General features: G+C 65.4%; 17 protein-coding genes and 1 tRNA gene. 12 read left to right on the top strand and 6 right to left on the bottom strand.

What is annotated here, in order from left to right; genetic code table 11:
• Positions 1–157 precede the first annotated feature (157 nt).
• The 5 genes from grxC (at position 158) to ACWPMX_RS05860 (ending at position 2,995) form a co-directional block, all read left to right on the top strand.
• Positions 158–421 carry a glutaredoxin 3 gene (gene grxC / locus ACWPMX_RS05880; protein WP_455699102.1) on the top strand — a complete coding sequence of 88 codons (264 nt, stop codon included), beginning with the start codon at positions 158–160 and terminating at the stop codon, positions 419–421.
• The gene (locus tag ACWPMX_RS05875; RefSeq protein WP_455699101.1) at positions 421–1,239 is read left to right on the top strand and encodes a carbon-nitrogen hydrolase family protein; all 819 of its coding nucleotides are present in this window, start codon (positions 421–423) and stop codon (positions 1,237–1,239) included. The genes grxC and ACWPMX_RS05875 overlap by 1 nt, the downstream gene beginning before the upstream one ends.
• 9 nt (positions 1,240–1,248) lie before the next feature.
• Positions 1,249–1,701, top strand: coding sequence for a DUF1178 family protein (locus tag ACWPMX_RS05870; RefSeq protein WP_455699100.1), 453 nt, complete (start codon positions 1,249–1,251; stop codon positions 1,699–1,701).
• Positions 1,702–1,740: 39 nt separating this feature from the next.
• Positions 1,741–1,817 (top strand) — tRNA-Arg (locus tag ACWPMX_RS05865).
• A gap of 20 nt (positions 1,818–1,837) precedes the next feature.
• Positions 1,838–2,995, top strand: coding sequence for an acyl-CoA dehydrogenase family protein (locus tag ACWPMX_RS05860; protein WP_455699099.1), 1,158 nt, complete (start codon positions 1,838–1,840; stop codon positions 2,993–2,995).
• Here the strand turns inward: ACWPMX_RS05860 and ACWPMX_RS05855 are convergent.
• Together ACWPMX_RS05855 and ACWPMX_RS05850 are read right to left on the bottom strand one after the other, a co-directional pair.
• Positions 2,989–3,699: an anti-sigma factor family protein gene (locus ACWPMX_RS05855; RefSeq protein ID WP_455699098.1), complete on the bottom strand. Its 711-nt coding sequence runs from the start codon at positions 3,697–3,699 to the stop codon at positions 2,989–2,991. The two genes, ACWPMX_RS05860 and ACWPMX_RS05855, sit on opposite strands and share 7 nt — an antisense overlap.
• On the bottom strand, positions 3,696–4,160 hold the full coding sequence (locus tag ACWPMX_RS05850) for an RNA polymerase sigma factor (protein ID WP_455699097.1): 465 nt from the start codon (positions 4,158–4,160) through the stop codon (positions 3,696–3,698). Before ACWPMX_RS05850 ends, ACWPMX_RS05855 begins: the two co-directional genes overlap by 4 nt.
• A 120-nt stretch (positions 4,161–4,280) precedes the next feature.
• Between ACWPMX_RS05850 and ACWPMX_RS05845 the strand changes: the two genes are divergently transcribed.
• The 5 genes from ACWPMX_RS05845 to ACWPMX_RS05825 all read left to right on the top strand — a co-directional run bounded on the left by ACWPMX_RS05845 (position 4,281) and on the right by ACWPMX_RS05825 (position 9,530).
• Positions 4,281–5,480, top strand: coding sequence for a S8 family serine peptidase (locus ACWPMX_RS05845; protein WP_455699096.1), 1,200 nt, complete (start codon positions 4,281–4,283; stop codon positions 5,478–5,480).
• A 123-nt stretch (positions 5,481–5,603) separates the two neighbouring features.
• The gene (locus ACWPMX_RS05840; RefSeq protein ID WP_455699095.1) at positions 5,604–6,434 is read left to right on the top strand and encodes a PRC-barrel domain-containing protein; all 831 of its coding nucleotides are present in this window, start codon (positions 5,604–5,606) and stop codon (positions 6,432–6,434) included.
• Positions 6,435–6,636: 202 nt separating this feature from the next.
• Positions 6,637–6,921, top strand: coding sequence for an FtsB family cell division protein (locus ACWPMX_RS05835; RefSeq protein WP_455699094.1), 285 nt, complete (start codon positions 6,637–6,639; stop codon positions 6,919–6,921).
• Positions 6,922–7,116: 195 nt separating this feature from the next.
• A complete protein-coding gene (gene pdhA, locus ACWPMX_RS05830; protein ID WP_455700739.1) occupies positions 7,117–8,157 on the top strand; it encodes a pyruvate dehydrogenase (acetyl-transferring) E1 component subunit alpha in 1,041 nt (346 codons plus the stop codon).
• Positions 8,157–9,530 (top strand): pyruvate dehydrogenase complex E1 component subunit beta, encoded by a 1,374-nt coding sequence (locus ACWPMX_RS05825; RefSeq protein WP_455699093.1) that lies wholly within the window; start codon positions 8,157–8,159, stop codon positions 9,528–9,530. The genes pdhA and ACWPMX_RS05825 overlap by 1 nt, the downstream gene beginning before the upstream one ends.
• 191 nt (positions 9,531–9,721) lie before the next feature.
• Here ACWPMX_RS05825 and ACWPMX_RS05820 read toward each other — a convergent pair whose 3' ends face one another.
• The 3 genes from ACWPMX_RS05820 to ACWPMX_RS05810 are packed head-to-tail and all read right to left on the bottom strand — an operon-like array spanning position 9,722 to position 12,227.
• Positions 9,722–10,162 carry a TadE/TadG family type IV pilus assembly protein gene (locus ACWPMX_RS05820; RefSeq protein WP_455699092.1) on the bottom strand — a complete coding sequence of 147 codons (441 nt, stop codon included), beginning with the start codon at positions 10,160–10,162 and terminating at the stop codon, positions 9,722–9,724.
• Positions 10,159–10,617: a TadE/TadG family type IV pilus assembly protein gene (locus tag ACWPMX_RS05815; RefSeq protein ID WP_455699091.1), complete on the bottom strand. Its 459-nt coding sequence runs from the start codon at positions 10,615–10,617 to the stop codon at positions 10,159–10,161. Before ACWPMX_RS05815 ends, ACWPMX_RS05820 begins: the two co-directional genes overlap by 4 nt.
• Positions 10,614–12,227: a TadE/TadG family type IV pilus assembly protein gene (locus tag ACWPMX_RS05810; RefSeq protein WP_455699090.1), complete on the bottom strand. Its 1,614-nt coding sequence runs from the start codon at positions 12,225–12,227 to the stop codon at positions 10,614–10,616. Before ACWPMX_RS05810 ends, ACWPMX_RS05815 begins: the two co-directional genes overlap by 4 nt.
• Positions 12,228–12,418: 191 nt before the next feature.
• Between ACWPMX_RS05810 and ACWPMX_RS05805 the strand changes: the two genes are divergently transcribed.
• Both ACWPMX_RS05805 and ACWPMX_RS05800 read left to right on the top strand, forming a co-directional pair.
• Entirely contained in the window at positions 12,419–13,027 is a 609-nt protein-coding gene (locus ACWPMX_RS05805; protein ID WP_455699089.1) for a hypothetical protein, read from the top strand.
• A 38-nt stretch (positions 13,028–13,065) separates the two neighbouring features.
• Positions 13,066–13,527 carry a hypothetical protein gene (locus tag ACWPMX_RS05800; RefSeq protein ID WP_455699088.1) on the top strand — a complete coding sequence of 154 codons (462 nt, stop codon included), beginning with the start codon at positions 13,066–13,068 and terminating at the stop codon, positions 13,525–13,527.
• On the opposite strand, the gene trmFO is transcribed toward ACWPMX_RS05800, so the two are convergent.
• The gene (trmFO, locus tag ACWPMX_RS05795) at positions 13,524–14,870 is read right to left on the bottom strand and encodes a methylenetetrahydrofolate--tRNA-(uracil(54)-C(5))-methyltransferase (FADH(2)-oxidizing) TrmFO (protein WP_455699087.1); all 1,347 of its coding nucleotides are present in this window, start codon (positions 14,868–14,870) and stop codon (positions 13,524–13,526) included. The genes ACWPMX_RS05800 and trmFO overlap by 4 nt on opposite strands.
• Positions 14,871–14,903 lie beyond the last annotated feature (33 nt).

Genomic DNA, 14,903 nt, shown 5'->3' with positions numbered 1-14,903 from the left:
ATCCTCCAAAGAGCAATCTGGTTCATTGGCGGCCCCGCAGTCGCGGCAACCGCCCATTTGCATTCCGGCCCGCGATGCGGCACTGGAACGGTTCAGAGATAGGTGTGGACGGCACGGTTTCAAGACTGGCCAAACCATTGCAAAACAAGGGTTTCCAATGAGCAGTCCCGAAGTCGTGATCTACACCAAGTTCGGCTGCGGGTACTGCTTCCGGGCCAAGCGCCTGCTCGACAGCAAGGGCGTGGTCTACACCGAGCACGATGTCACGATGGGCGGCCCGAAGCGCGACGAGATGATGGCCCGCGCGCCCATGGCGCGCACGGTCCCGCAGATATTCATCGGCGAAACATACGTCGGCGGGTCGGACGACCTCCATGCGCTAGATGAATCGGGCAAGCTGGACGCTTTGCTGGCCGGCTGATGACCCGCGTCGCGCTGCTCCAGATGACGACAGGGATCGACCCGGTCGAAAACGCGCAAACGATCGCTTCCGGTATCGCCGAGGCGTCTCAAGGTGGGGCAGCCATGCTGTTCACCCCCGAGATGAGCGGATTGCTGGACCGCGATCGGGTCCGCGGTGCGGCGCATGTAGTTCCGGAGGACGAGAATCCGGTCCTTGCCGGCGCGCGCGAGGCAGCCGCGCGTGCGGGCATCTGGGTCGCTCTCGGTTCGCTCGCAGTCGCGGGCGAGGGCGGCAAGTGGGCCAACCGATCGCTCGTGATCGACCCGTCGGGCGCAGTCGCTGCGCGATATGACAAGATGCACATGTTCGACGTTGATCTCGCCAGCGGGGAGTGCTGGCGCGAATCGAATGCCTACGAACCAGGTCGCGACGTCGTAACGATGGACGATACGCCGATCGGTCGGCTTGGCCTCACGGTTTGCTACGACATCCGCTTTCCCGCACTGTTCGAGGCACTTGGCAAGCGCAGTTGCGATGCCATCGCGATACCCGCCGCATTCACTGTGCCGACCGGCAAGGCGCACTGGCACCTGTTGCAGCGTGCTCGTGCGGTGGAAGCCAGCGCGTGGGTGATCTCGGCTGCGCAGGTCGGCAGGCATGCCGACGGGCGTGAGACCTACGGCCACAGCCTGGTTGTCGACCCATGGGGCGACGTGGTGCTCGACATGGGCGGCGAAAAGGCGGGACTGGGCTTTGCCGAAATCGAAGCATCCCGGACTGCCGATGTGCGGCGGCAGTTGCCCAGTCTTGTCAACAAGCGCACCATCCCCAACTAGGCTCTCGCGATGATCGTGTTCGACCTGTCCTGTGCCGAAGGGCACCGCTTCGAAGGCTGGTTCGCCTCGTCCGACGCGTTTGTCTCGCAGCAGTCGCGGGGGCTCGTCCGATGCCCGGACTGCGGATCGTCCTCCGTCGAAAAGGCGCCGATGGCCCCTGCCGTGCCGGTGAAGGGCAACGCGCGGCCCGAACGGCCGGCAAGCGCGGTCGCCAACCGCATCCCGCCCGAGGTTGCCAAGGCGATGGAAGCGTTGGCAAAGGCACAGTCGGAAGCGCTGAAGAACAGCACCTGGGTCGGCACCGACTTCGCCGAACAGTCGCGGGCCATGCATTATGGCGAGCGCGATCACGCGACGATCCACGGTCAGGCCACCCGCGACGAGGCCAAGGCTCTCGCGGAAGAAGGCGTGCCGATCGCGCCGCTGCCGTTTCCGGTCGCACCGCCCGACAAACTCAACTGATTGCCAGCGCACAGACGCGCGATTAAAGCCGCCCGCGGCGCGCCCGTAGCTCAGCAGGATAGAGCATCAGATTCCTAATCTGGGGGCCACAGGTTCGAATCCTGTCGGGCGCACCAAACTTCGAGGGTGGGGCGATTTGAACGAGCGGGAAGACCTACAAGAAATCCGCCGCGCGGTGCGCGCGCTGTGCGAGGAATTCCCCGGCGAGTACTGGCGCGAAAAGGATCGCGAGCGCGCATATCCCGCCGAATTCGTCGATGCGCTGACCAGGGCAGGTTTCCTCGCCGCGCTGATCCCCGAGCAGTTCGGCGGAAGCGGGCTCAAGCTCGATGCAGCGGCGGTGATCATGGAGGAAATCCAGGCTGCCGGGTGCAATGGCGCAAGCGCCCATGCGCAGATGTACATCATGAATACCCTGTTGCGGTACGGCAGCGACGAGCAGAAGGCGCGATACCTGCCGGGCATCGCGAGCGGCGAATTGCGCCTGCAGGCGTTCGGCGTCTCCGAACCGACCAGCGGGACCGACACGCTGTCGCTCAAGACGCGCGCGGCGCGAAACGGCGATCACTACGTGGTGAACGGCCAGAAGATCTGGACGAGTCGGGCCGAGCATTCGGACCTCATGCTTCTTCTCGCCCGCACGACCCCACGCGAGGAGGCGGCCAAGCGGACCGAAGGCCTCAGCATCTTCCTCGTCGACATGCGCGAGGCGTTGGGCAACGGACTGACGATCAAGCCGATCCGTACGCTGATGAACCACTCTACCACCGAGGTGTTCTTCGACGACCTCCGCATACCCGCCTCCGCGCTGATCGGAGAGGAGGGGCAGGGCTTTCGCTACATCCTGTCGGGCATGAACGCAGAGCGCATCCTCATCGCCGCCGAGTGCGTGGGCGATGCCAAGTGGTTCATCGAGAAGGCGGTGGGATATGCCAGGGACCGTCAGGTGTTTGGTCGATCAATCGGCCAAAACCAAGGCGTGCAGTTTCCGATAGCGCGATGCTACGCCCAGATGCGCGCGGCCGAACTCATGGTCCATCACGCCGCGCAGGCCTACGACGCGGGCGGGAATCCGGGAGCGGAAGCCAACATGGCCAAGCTTCTCGCCAGCGAGGCGAGCTGGGCTGCGGCCGACATGTGCGTGCAGACTTTCGGCGGCTTCGGGTTCGCCGAGGAATACGACGTCGAGCGCAAGTTCCGCGAGGCCCGGCTCTACACCGTCGCGCCGATCAGCACGAACCTGATCCTGAGCTATCTTGCCGAGCACGTGCTCGGGCTACCGCGCAGCTACTGAGCCTGCCACCCGCGCGCCTTGGCGGCGCGTTCCTGTTCGGCGTTGAGCGCCGGTCCGGCTGCCATGTCCTGAGCCGCGGTCATGATCGCGTTGTCGACCGAACTTGCCTGGCGATAGTCGCTTGCCGACACGTCCACTCCGTCGCGCTGGACGCGCAGGTGCCATCCGCCTTCCTCGCGGCAGGCGATCCCCGACAGGTCGGCGCGGGCGAATCCGCGGCAGAGTGTGCCGGCATCGTCGGCGAAGCTCAGCAGCACCCGCGTCTCGCCCCCGAGTGGTCGGTCCGAGGCCAGTTGGCTGTCGAGCGCCTGCGCGAGGTCGTTCGAGGCGAAGGTCAATCCGTCGCGGGTCTCGGTTTGGCGGCCGCCCATGCCGGGAATGACGAGCGCGAGGACCAGTGCCGCTGCCATCGCGGGTGCCGCCCAGCGGAGCGTCCGCGCATTGAAACCCAAGCGTCGCTTTCGCACCTCGTCGAGCGAGACGACCTTGCGCGCCGCATCGAACGGGGCAGTCAGGTGCTCGGGCACCGGCTCGGCGAGGATCGGCGCGAAGTGCGCGCCAAGTGCTTCACGAAGAGAGCGCTCGGCCGCGATTGCCGCGGCAAGCTCCTTGTCAGCTTCGGCTTCACGCGAGAGCCGAGCGGCAGTGACGTCGTCGAGTTCGCCGTCGACGTAGGCACGCACGATTTCGAGATCCCAGGTCATGCTGCCTCTCCCAGCATTGCCATCAGCGACTCGCGTCCCCTGCCGAGCCGGGACGTCAGCGTGCCCACCGGACACCCGACGATCTCGGCGGCCTCGGCATATTTGTAGCCCTCGACAAGAACGAGCATCACCGCCTCGCGCTGGTCCTCGGGCAGGCGGTCCATCGCGCGGCCCACGACGCCGAGCTCGGCAGCAGCTTCCTGCCCGCCGTCGCCACCGACCGAAAGGCCCGCCTCTTCACCCGTGAAGGTTTGCGCCCGCCGTGTGCGGCTGCGCCCCTCGTCGATCCAGATATTCCGCATGATCCTGTACATCCAGCTGTCGAGTCGCGTGCCATCCTGCCACTGTGTGCGGGAAGCCAGCGCCCGTTCCACCGTCAGTTGGACTAGGTCGTCGCCATCGACGCGGTCGCGCGCCAGCCCGACTGCAAAGCGGCGCAGCCTGGGGAGCAATGCGACCATCTCGTCTTCAAAGCCGCTGGCGATGGGTCCTGGCCTTCCTATTCGGCGCTTCGTGTGGATGAAACGGGTGGCCCGCGTCGTTCCATCCCTGTTAAGCGCAAAAAAGTCACCGGGTGAACGATGAACCGCCGCAATTACCACCTTGTCCTGGCTTCGCTGCTGCTCGCCGCTCCCGCGGCGGCACAGCTTTCGGTGCCCGGCGTTCCGCTGCCCACCGGGCCGGTCGGACGCGTGATCGACGGAGTGACCGGTGCGATGGATCCGGTGCTGGCCGATGCGGGGCGGCAACTCGCCTCGCTTCGCGCAACCCGGTTCGAGAAGCTGGTGCGCGCAAATCCTCAGTCGCTTGAGCTGACGCGCGACGGCTACCCGGCCCGGCGCGGAGAGATCCTCGTGTTCGATCCCAATCCGATCGCGCTCGAAGGGTTGAAGGCTGCAGGGTTCCGAGTTCTCGGCACCGAAACGTTCGACGGGCTCGATGTCAGCACCATGCGCCTCGCCGTACCGGGCAGTGCGAAGCTGCGCGATCTGGAAGTGATCATCGGCCGCGTTGCGCCGGGAATCGAGTGGACCCCGGACCATCTATACGAGCAATCCGGCCGCGGCGGCGCGGCGGTAGCCGCAACGACGAGCGCGCCGATCAATACCCGGATCGGCATCATCGACGGAGCGCCCGGCGCCGGCCTCGCGGTCGCGGCCAGCAAAGGATTCGCCAAGGGCGCGCCGGTCGCCAGCGACCACGGCAGCGCGGTGGTGTCGCTGCTCAAACGGGCGGGCGCGCGCAACATCGCTGTGGCCGATGTCTACGGCAACGACCCGGCGGGTGGCAGCGCCACTGCGGTCGCTCGCGGGCTGGGTTGGCTGGTTACGGGAGGCGCCAAGGTCGTCACCGTATCGCTGGTCGGGCCGAACAACGCCTTGCTCTCCCGCGCGATCGCTTCCGCCTCGGCGAAGGGCGTCGTGGTGGTGGCCGCCGTCGGCAACGACGGACCTGCCGCGCCCCCGGCTTATCCGGCCAGTTATCCATCGGTGGTCGCGGTGACGGGTGTCGACGGACGGAACCGGGCGCTGATCGAGGCTGGTCGGGCGCTCCATCTGGATTATGCGGCGCCGGCTGCCGACATCTCGGGCACCGACGCGCGGGGCCGCGCGAAGAAGCTGCGGGGCACCTCGTTCGCCGCTCCACTGGTCGCCGCCCGTATCGCCGCGGCGGGCGGCTCGAACTGGCGCTCCAGGGTCGATGGAGAAGCCCGCGATCTCGGCAAGAAGGGCCCCGACGGCACATACGGGCGCGGGCTTGTTTGCGAAAAGTGCCGCTGAAATTCAGTTGGTTAGCAAAAATTTTTGAATGGTGATGGATGGATCGGAACGCCCCTTCCGTTTTCTCTTCGACGGCCGGTCAGTGAACTGGCCTTCGGACTGAGAATAACGAAGGAACGCACCATGAAGATCATTCTCACCACGACCGCCGCGCTGCTCCTGACCGCAGTGCCCGCGCAGGCCCAGCTCCTCGGCGGCGGCGGCCTCGGCGGAAATATCGGCGGTAGTATCGGTGGCACGCTCGGCGGCATGGGTTCGCTCGATATGCCCACTCGCTCGGTCGAGAGCGTGACGCGCGGGGCCGGGTCCGCCACCGGTTCGACCGAGGGTTCGCAGTCGGTCGATCGCAAGTCGGGCCGCGTCTCGGCCAACCGCAAGGGTTCGGCGCAGGGCTCGGGTTCGCTCGACCAGACCGTCGCCAGCCCGGTCGGCAACCTCGCCGGATCGGGTTCGGGCAGCGCGCAGGGTAGCGGCGCTGTCGGCGCCGACGCGCAACTCATCGGAACCGACGCGGTTCGCGGACTGGGCCAGAGCGCGGTCGGCACGGCCCGCGGCGTTGCCTCGACGGCGCGCGGCACTGTGAGCGGGGCGGCGAGTGCCGCCGGTAGCGCAAGCGGTTCCGCTTCGGGTGCCGCCAGCGGGATGTTCTCCGGCGCTGCGGGTCAGCTCGCGCTGGCCGGTAGTGCAGCCGGGCAGGCGGCCGGGACGTTCGACATCTCGCGCGGAATGCCGGTGACGGACGACGACGGCGACCGGATCGGTGTGGTGAAGCAGGTCATCGCGGACGGCCGCGGGCGGGTGCAGCATCTCGTCGTCCAGACCGAGGACGGCCCGGCGACGGTGCCGGCCGGCAACTTCACCGGCTCGGGCTCGCTGCTGATCTCGGCCATGGGTGAAGGCAAGCTCGAAAAGACCGCGCGCAAGCAGGCGGAAGCCACTGAAGCTGCGGAATAAAGCAAGTACCCGCGGCTCCGCCGCCCACCTTCCCGTAAGGCGGGGCCACTCCCGGGAAGCCCGGGTCGACCACGCGGTCGGCCCGGGCTTTTCACGTCATGTCGCAAAACTCGCGACAAACATCTTGAATCGCAGCGTTAACTGTGATTCTGTCGCTTTCGTGACACGGGAAGGGCATCGCATAGAATCGCCGAAGGAACGGTTGGCGCGGGGCATCGCGCTGGCCGTGCTCCTGATCCTGGGCGCCATGGCAATCCTGGGGCCGAGCGGACTGCTCGCCTGGGGGGACAACCTGCGCCTGCTCGACGAGCGCCGGGCGCAGATCGCCTCGCTGACCCACCAGCGCAACGAACTGAAGCTGCAAGTCGATGCGCTCAACCCGAACCACGCCGATGCCGACTTCGCGGGCGAGTTGATCCGCGAGAAGCTCAACGTCCTTCACCCGGACGAAGTCGTCATCCTGCTCAAGCCCGAAGGCGAACGCTAGGCGCCACCGCGCCCGACGCTACGTCGGGCGGGTTTTCGTATGCACGCGCATTGCGCCCCGCCATGGCTTGCGCCATAGGCGCGCAGTACCTCGCTGCCTCCCCAGCAGCCCCAAAGTCGAGGAACCGAACACTTGGCCAAGACCGCCAGCAAGGGCACCGCGCCCGCAAAGTCCGCCGCCGCGAAGAAGGCGAAGATCACCGACCAGGCGAAACTGGATTTCGTGCTGCACTCCCTGCAGGAAGAGCATGCGAAATCGTTGCGGTACAACGCGAAGGACGAGGAACTTCTCAACTTCTACGAGCAGATGCTGCTCATTCGCCGCTTCGAGGAGCGGGCGGGGCAGCTCTACGGCCTCGGACTGATCGGCGGCTTCTGCCATCTCTATATCGGGCAGGAAGCGGTCGCGGTCGGGCTTCAGTCCGCGCTGACCGAGGGCCTCGACAGCGTCATCACCGGGTACCGCGACCACGGGCACATGCTCGCCTACGGGATCGATCCCAAGGTCATCATGGCCGAACTGACCGGGCGCGAGGCCGGGATCAGCAAGGGCAAGGGCGGCTCGATGCACATGTTCTCGACCGAGCATCGCTTCTACGGCGGGCACGGCATCGTCGGCGCGCAAGTCTCGCTCGGTGGCGGTCTCGCGCTCGGCCACCAGTATCGCGGCGATGGCGGCCTGTGCCTCGCATACTTCGGCGACGGCGCGGCGAACCAGGGGCAGGTCTACGAGACGATGAACATGGCGGCGCTGTGGAAGCTGCCGATCGTGTTCGCGATCGAGAACAACCAGTACGCGATGGGCACGGCCGTTTCGCGCAGCTCGGCGGAAACCGAATTCTACCGCCGCGGCACCGCCTTCCGCATTCCCGGCATGGACGTGAACGGGATGGATGTGCTCGAGGTGCGCCAGGCTGCCGAAGTCGCCTTCAAGCACGTGCGGGACGGCAAGGGTCCGGTTCTCATGGAGCTCAACACCTATCGCTATCGCGGCCACTCGATGTCCGACCCTGCCAAGTACCGCACGCGCGAGGAAGTGCAGGACCAGCGCGAACACAACGATCCGATCGAACGGGCGAAAAAGGAACTGATGGAGCGCGGCGTGGCCGAAGAGAAGCTGAAGGACATCGACAAGCGCATCCGCACCGCCGTGTCCGAATCCGCCGATTTCGCCGAGAGCTCGCCTCAACCCGGGACCGCCGAACTCTACACCGACGTTCTGGTGGAGTCCTACTGATGGCGCTCGAACTCAAGATGCCCGCGCTCTCGCCGACGATGGAAGAGGGCACGCTCGCCAAGTGGCTGGTCAAGGAAGGCGACAGCGTTTCCGCCGGCGACATCCTCGCCGAGATCGAGACCGACAAGGCGACGATGGAATTCGAAGCGGTCGATGAAGGCACGATCGGCCAGATCCTCGTCGCCGAGGGAACCGAGAACGTGAAGGTCGGCGCGGTTATCGCGACGATGGCGGGAGAGGTCGGTGAGGTCGCAAGCGCTCCTGCTGCGCCCGAACCGGCGGCGGCGCCTGCCCCCGCTCCCGCTCATGCCGATGCACCGGCGGCCGACGCTCCGGCACCCGCGAAGCGCGAGCCAGTCAGCGATCCCTCCGTCCCGACCGGCACTGCGATGAAGTCGGTGACTGTCCGCGAGGCCCTGCGCGACGCGATGGCCGAGGAAATGCGCGCCGACGACCGCGTGTTCGTGATGGGCGAGGAAGTCGCTCAGTACCAGGGCGCCTACAAGGTGACCCAGGGACTGCTGGACGAATTCGGGCCGAAGCGGGTGATCGACACCCCGATCACCGAATACGGCTTTGCCGGTATCGGCACCGGAGCCGCGATGGGCGGCCTGCGCCCGATCGTCGAATTCATGACGTTCAATTTCGCCATGCAGGCGATCGACCACATCATCAATTCGGCGGCCAAGACCAACTACATGTCGGGCGGGCAGATGCGCTGTCCGGTGGTGTTCCGCGGACCCAACGGCGCGGCGAGTCGCGTCGGCGCGCAGCACAGCCAGAACTACGGACCGTGGTACGCCAGCGTCCCCGGCCTGATCGTGATCGCGCCCTACGATGCGGCCGATGCCAAGGGCCTGCTCAAGGCCGCGATCCGCAGCGAAGATCCGGTCGTCTTCCTCGAGAACGAACTCGTTTACGGCCGCAGCTTCGACATTCCCGATCTCGACGATTACGTCCTGCCGATCGGGAAGGCGCGTATCGTTCGCGAGGGCAGCGACGTGACGATCGTCAGCTATTCGATCGGCGTCGGTCTTGCGCTCGATGCCGCGGAAACCCTCGCCGGCGAGGGCATCGAAGCCGAAGTGATCGACCTGCGCACGCTGCGCCCGCTCGACAAGGAAGCGATCCTCACCTCGCTCGCCAAGACCAATCGCCTGATCATCGCCGAAGAAGGCTGGCCGACCTGCTCGATCGCATCCGAAGTGATGGCGATCTGCATGGAGGACGGCTTCGACCATCTCGATGCACCTGTCCTGCGGGTTTGCGACGAGGACGTTCCGCTGCCCTATGCCGCCAATCTCGAGAAGCTCGCGCTGATCGATGCCCCGCGGATTGCCGAGGCGGCGCGCAAGGTCTGCTACCGCAACTAGCCGTAGTAGTCGGCGATACCTTCGAACCGGTCGCACTCCGCGACCGGTTCGAAGATGGATGTGGCGAGCCGCGAGAGTGCGCCGCGAACCTGCTTCATAATTGAATAGAGGTGTGTGCGATCAACCGCCGGCCGCCGATCGCCTTGATCAAACGGAATGGTGGATACGCTAGACCTGTCGCCACGGGGCGATCAGATCTCCACGAACAGCGACCGGGTATATTCCAGTTCTGGACCGTCGATGCCGACCACGCCAAGGAAAGACGGGGTCTGGTAATTGATCGTCAGTGTCATCTTGCGCGTGCCCGGGATCAGTTGCGCCGGAACACCGGCCTTGTTGACCGTGACCTGGGTGTGTTGAAGGTTTAGCATGTATGGCTTTGTCGTCGCGACTGCGAGGCCGACGTCCTGGATCTGCGAATCAGTCAATTTGTTGTCGGTCTGATATTCGACCGAGATGTTGCGCGCGGTTTCAGCGATCGAATCGCGCATCGCATTGTAGGACTGCATCCAGATGCCCACCTGGAATACGCCAAGCAGCATCACGAGGAATGCGGGCGCGATGAGCCCGAATTCCACCACGACCGATGCACGGTCGTCGGCGGCGAGGCGATGAAGGCGGTGCGCAATCACGACACCTGCACCGTTCGTTCGACGTTGTAATCGAAACCGCTGCCGATGCCGAAATCGGTCCACAGGGGCTCATAGTAATCGGACAGTTCGATGTGCAGGTAGGTCGCGAGCATATCCTCGCTGCACCCGATCGGAACCGTCGTCGAAAGCGTCGTTTCGGTGCCGCAGCGATACTGGAACTGCACCTGGATCGACGCATTTGCGGGCAGGGCTTGCGACAGTTCGGTCTGGATTGCCAGCCGCTCACCATCCGTATCGGGGGCGGTGACGGTCACGATTTCGGTCGCCAACTCGGCGGTCGACTGCAGGCGGCTCTGCTTGGCGACCATGGTCGCCACTTCGAACCCGCCGATCGACAGAGTCAGGAGCGCGGGCGCGATCACTGCGGTTTCGATCAACATCGTCCCGCGCAGGTCCCGGCGAAGGCGCTTAAACAGGCGCAATGGAGCGATCACGCGACGAGCCTCACTCGGTCGTTGGTCGTGAGCACCGCGTCGCTTTCGCTCATGCCCGCGGGGCAGAAGCTCGTCATTTCGACGTTACCGGTCAGCGTGATCGTGTTGGCCACGAGCATGAGGCACTGGCTGGTAACACCGGCCGAACCCATGATGTCGAGGTTGCTCACGGGCAGGTAGACCGTGCCATTGAGGATGGTGCTCGAATTGCCATTGATCTTGTTGTGCGCGTTGCCGGAGGAGTTGCGATCCTCGAAGATCAGCATCCCCGCGAGTTTCACTGCCTGCTCGTTGGTCAAGCCAGCCGCCTCGAGCTGCGAAACCGTCATTGCCGTCAGACTGACGTTCGCGCCGCCGTTCACTTGGAGACCAGCGCCGTTCTTGAGGACGAACAGGACACCTGCGCCGGTTACGTTGTATTGTGAGTGGATCACCAACGAGCCGCCGCTGATCACATAGATGCCCGAGTTGAACACAGTATCGCAACGGAGTGTGAGGTCGCTGTAGGTGCCCGGCTCGAGGATGGCGGGGCTACCCTTACCCTCGGTCGTAACGGCACGAGCGTTGACATAGGTCTTCGTGATCGTCGTCGTGGACTGCTCGTAGATCCTGCTGTTGCCCGATCCCGACACAACCACCATGGCGCTTTGCGTCGGACCGGTGACTTCCGTGTTGGACGCGGGGAGGCCAGACAACGTGACGTTGGTCTGGGTTTGCGTGTCATCAACGTTAGTCTTGGCACCAGCGTAAGATTGGCCGGTGTAGTTGTTGCCGTTCCTCTTGTAGTACGCGTAGCTCACTTGGGTTCGTGTCGAGATCGAATCCGCAATATATGTCGTTGTCGCCTTGCCCTTCGGGCAGGCGTAGGTCCGCGGCGTATCGTTGGTCGGCGGCGTCAGTCCCGCGAACGGGTCGGTAAGCCCTTCCTGGTTCTCGAGAACGGTATCGTTGGAATTATCCGGGTTGTCGAACCAGTCGTCGATCCCGCCTGCCGCGAGCAGCCAGCCCGCGTCGATCGTCGGGCTGCCGTTGACCTTGATTGCAAGTTCGTCGGTCGACAGTGCCGCGATGCCGCAGCCCGCGATGAACTCCGCGCTACCGCCGATAGTAACTGCACCTTCCGCGTCCGGATCGACCGCGACGAGGCAGCTGGTGTAGGTTGTGCCTTTCTCGAACGCGGCTTGCGCGCTGACGCTGACGGTCGTGCCGCTACCGGTCAGGAAGCTCGAGAATGGCAATGTGTGCGTGACCGAAGCGCTGACGGTGACGCTGTTGTTATGACCCGTCGCCCAGTCCTCCAGCGATACTTCGGCAACCGGATCGGTCTCGTCGTCGAGCGCGGCCGTGCGATCAAGGTTCGCGGCGAACTCCTGCCGGGCGCGCGTCTCGTAAGTATCCTTGGTCTCATCGCTCGTTCGCGCATGGGCACCGGCAAGCGCGGCCTGGTCGACCGCGAACTGCAACTCGGCTTTCCACATGTACCATTGCGTCATGTCGACCGCGAAACCGGCCCCGCCGATCAGCGCGGGCATCCCCGCCGCCATGATCAGCAATGCGTTGCCGCTGCGGTTCCTGCGCAGGCGCCCGAGAAAGTCGGCAAGTGCCCCCATGGTCAGCATTCCCTGTGATAGCTGCGGCCGTTCACCGGGTGCCTTAGCGGACGCAAGGTAAGCAGAATGCCAAACGACAGGGTTAATAAGGTGTTGCCACCTCGGCGGAGCGCTTGACACGGGCGGCGGCGACACCGGAAGGGCGGGCGGTGACTTTGCCCGATCCCTTGCATCCGGCCTTGCGGCTAGCCTTGGCTTGGCAACCCGCAGCGCACCGCGAAATGCTCGCCACGCTGTTCCTGTTCGATGAACGGCTTGGAACGCTTGTGGCCGGAGTGAGCGAGCCGGTTCTCGGCCAGTTGCGCCTTGCGTGGTGGCGCGAGCGCCTGAGCGAAGCGCCCGGCAATCGGCCGCGCGGCGATCCCGTGCTCGATGCCATCGGGATTCATTGGGCTGGTTCCGATGCTGCGCTCGGCGCGCTCGTCGATGGTTGGGAGGAGCTTCTGGGCGATGCCCCCCTGTCGGAAATCTCCATCGCAAAATTTGCCGATGCGCGCGCCAGCGCGTTGGCAGCTTTCGCGCGAACGGCCGATGGCTGCTCCGATGTCCGCGAGGTGGCCGATGCCGGCAAGCGCTGGGCACTCGCAGACTTCGCACTCCGAACATCACACCCGCTCGAGCGTGATCGCGCGCTTGGCCTCACGCTGGCGATCGCGCAGGGCAGACCGATGCCAAGGTCGGTGCGCGGGGTAGCGGTCCTCGATGCGCTTGCGAGGCGCTCGATCGAACGCGGGGAGCCGCTTTGCCACGGACGCGGGGCCGCAATCACAGCGTTGCGGGTTGGCATCTTCCGCCGCTAACCTATGACAGCGAAAGTGATTTCAGTTCAGGGGCGCGCATGAACAAGCTGGTACTCGGGGCATTGCTGGCGCTCGTGATGGTCGGCATCGGGTTGTTCTGGTGGCAGGGCCGGGCCGAAGTGGAGGAGGGCGCCCCGCCCCCCATCCAGCAGCCCGTCACGTCCGATCCAGCGAGCCTGCCCACGACGAACGCCGGGGACCTCAGGGGACCAGCGCCGCCCGAGGCGACCGAACTCACCCGCGAGGAGCAGCGCTTCTTCCGCTACGATCGTAATCGCGACCGGCGGGTGACCCGCAACGAGATGCTCTCGACGCGCAGCGAGGCGTTTCGCAAGCTCGACAAGGACGGCAACAACCTGCTCGACTTCGAGGAGTGGGCGGTCGCGACGGTCAATCGCTTCGAGAAGGCCGACGCGAATAGCGACCGGGAACTCGACATGGCCGAATTTCGCTCGACCGCGCCGCGTCCGACGGCACGAAAGCCGGCCTGCCGCTGCTAGGCGGGCAGGACCTCGCGACCGTCCTTCCACTCGGCCAAGTCGGCCTTCGCGCGGTCGGTATAGGCCTCCTTGCGAGCCTTCTTACGCACGTCATGCAGCGGCGGGAACAGACCAAAATTGATGTTCATCGGCTGGTAGGTCTCGGCCTCGGCATCCCCGGTTATATGCGCCAGCAGCGCGCCGAGCGCCGTCGTGCGGGGAGGGGAGCTCCAGGGTTCGCCTGTCACCTCGGCGGCGGTCATCAGGCCCGCGAGCAACCCCACCGACGCGCTTTCTACATAGCCTTCGCAGCCGGTGATCTGACCCGCGAAGCGCACGTGCTCTGCGCCCTTCAGGCGGAGCTCGCGGTCGAGCACCAGCGGTGAGTTCAGGAACGTGTTGCGATGGAGACCGCCGAGACGGGCGAACTCCGCGTTCTCGAGGCCGGGAATCGTGCGGAACAGGCGCACCTGCTCGGCGTGCTTCAACTTGGTCTGGAAGCCGACCATGTTGAACAGCGTGCCGAGCTTGTTGTCCTGCCGCAATTGCACGACTGCATAGGGCCAGCGGCCGTTGGGGTGCTCGGGCGTGGCGGCGTGCGGATTGTCCAGGCCCACCGGCTTCATCGGCCCGAAGCGCAAGGTCTCGGGGCCTCGCTCGGCCATGACCTCGATCGGCATGCACCCCTCGAAGTAGGGCGTGTTCTCTTCCCACTCGCGGAATGCGGTTTTCTCGCCGTCGAGCAAGCCCTGCACGAATGCCGCGTATTGCTCGCGGGTCATCGGGCAGTTGATGTAGTCCTTTCCTCCTTTGTCCCAGCGTGCAGCCATCCAGGCGACGTGCATGTCGATCGTATCGCGATGGACGATCGGGGCGATGGCATCGAAGAAGGCGAGGCTGTCCTGCCCCGTGGCCGCAGCGATGCTTTCCGCGAGAGCCGTCCCGGTGAGAGGACCGGTGGCGACGATGGTGCGGCCTGACGCAGGCAGGGCATCGATCCGTTCGCGCACGATCTCTACGTTGGGGAGCGCTGCCAGTTCACGTTCGATGGCGGCAGAGAAGACGTCGCGGTCGACAGCCATCGCCGATCCCGCCGGGACCCGCGCTTCCTCGCCGGCCCGCATCACCAGGCTGTCGAGGCGACGCATTTCGTGGTGGAGCAGGCCGACCGCATTTTTCGCATCGTCGTCCGAACGGAACGAGTTCGAGCACACCAGCTCCGCAAGGCCATCGCCCTGATGTGCAGGCGTGGTGCTGCCACTGCCGCGCATTTCGGACAGCCGCACCGGGATGCCGCGCTTTCCGAGCTGCCACGCCGCTTCGCTGCCCGCGAGCCCGCCGCCGATGATGTGAACCGTATCCATCCTCGCCCGTTATCGCCCGTGAGGCCCATTGAC

The sequence above is a fragment of the Tsuneonella sp. HG094 genome (genome assembly GCF_053819285.1).
The sequence above is the reverse complement of the archived record's forward strand: the minus strand, read 5'-3'. Positions and strand labels throughout refer to the sequence as shown.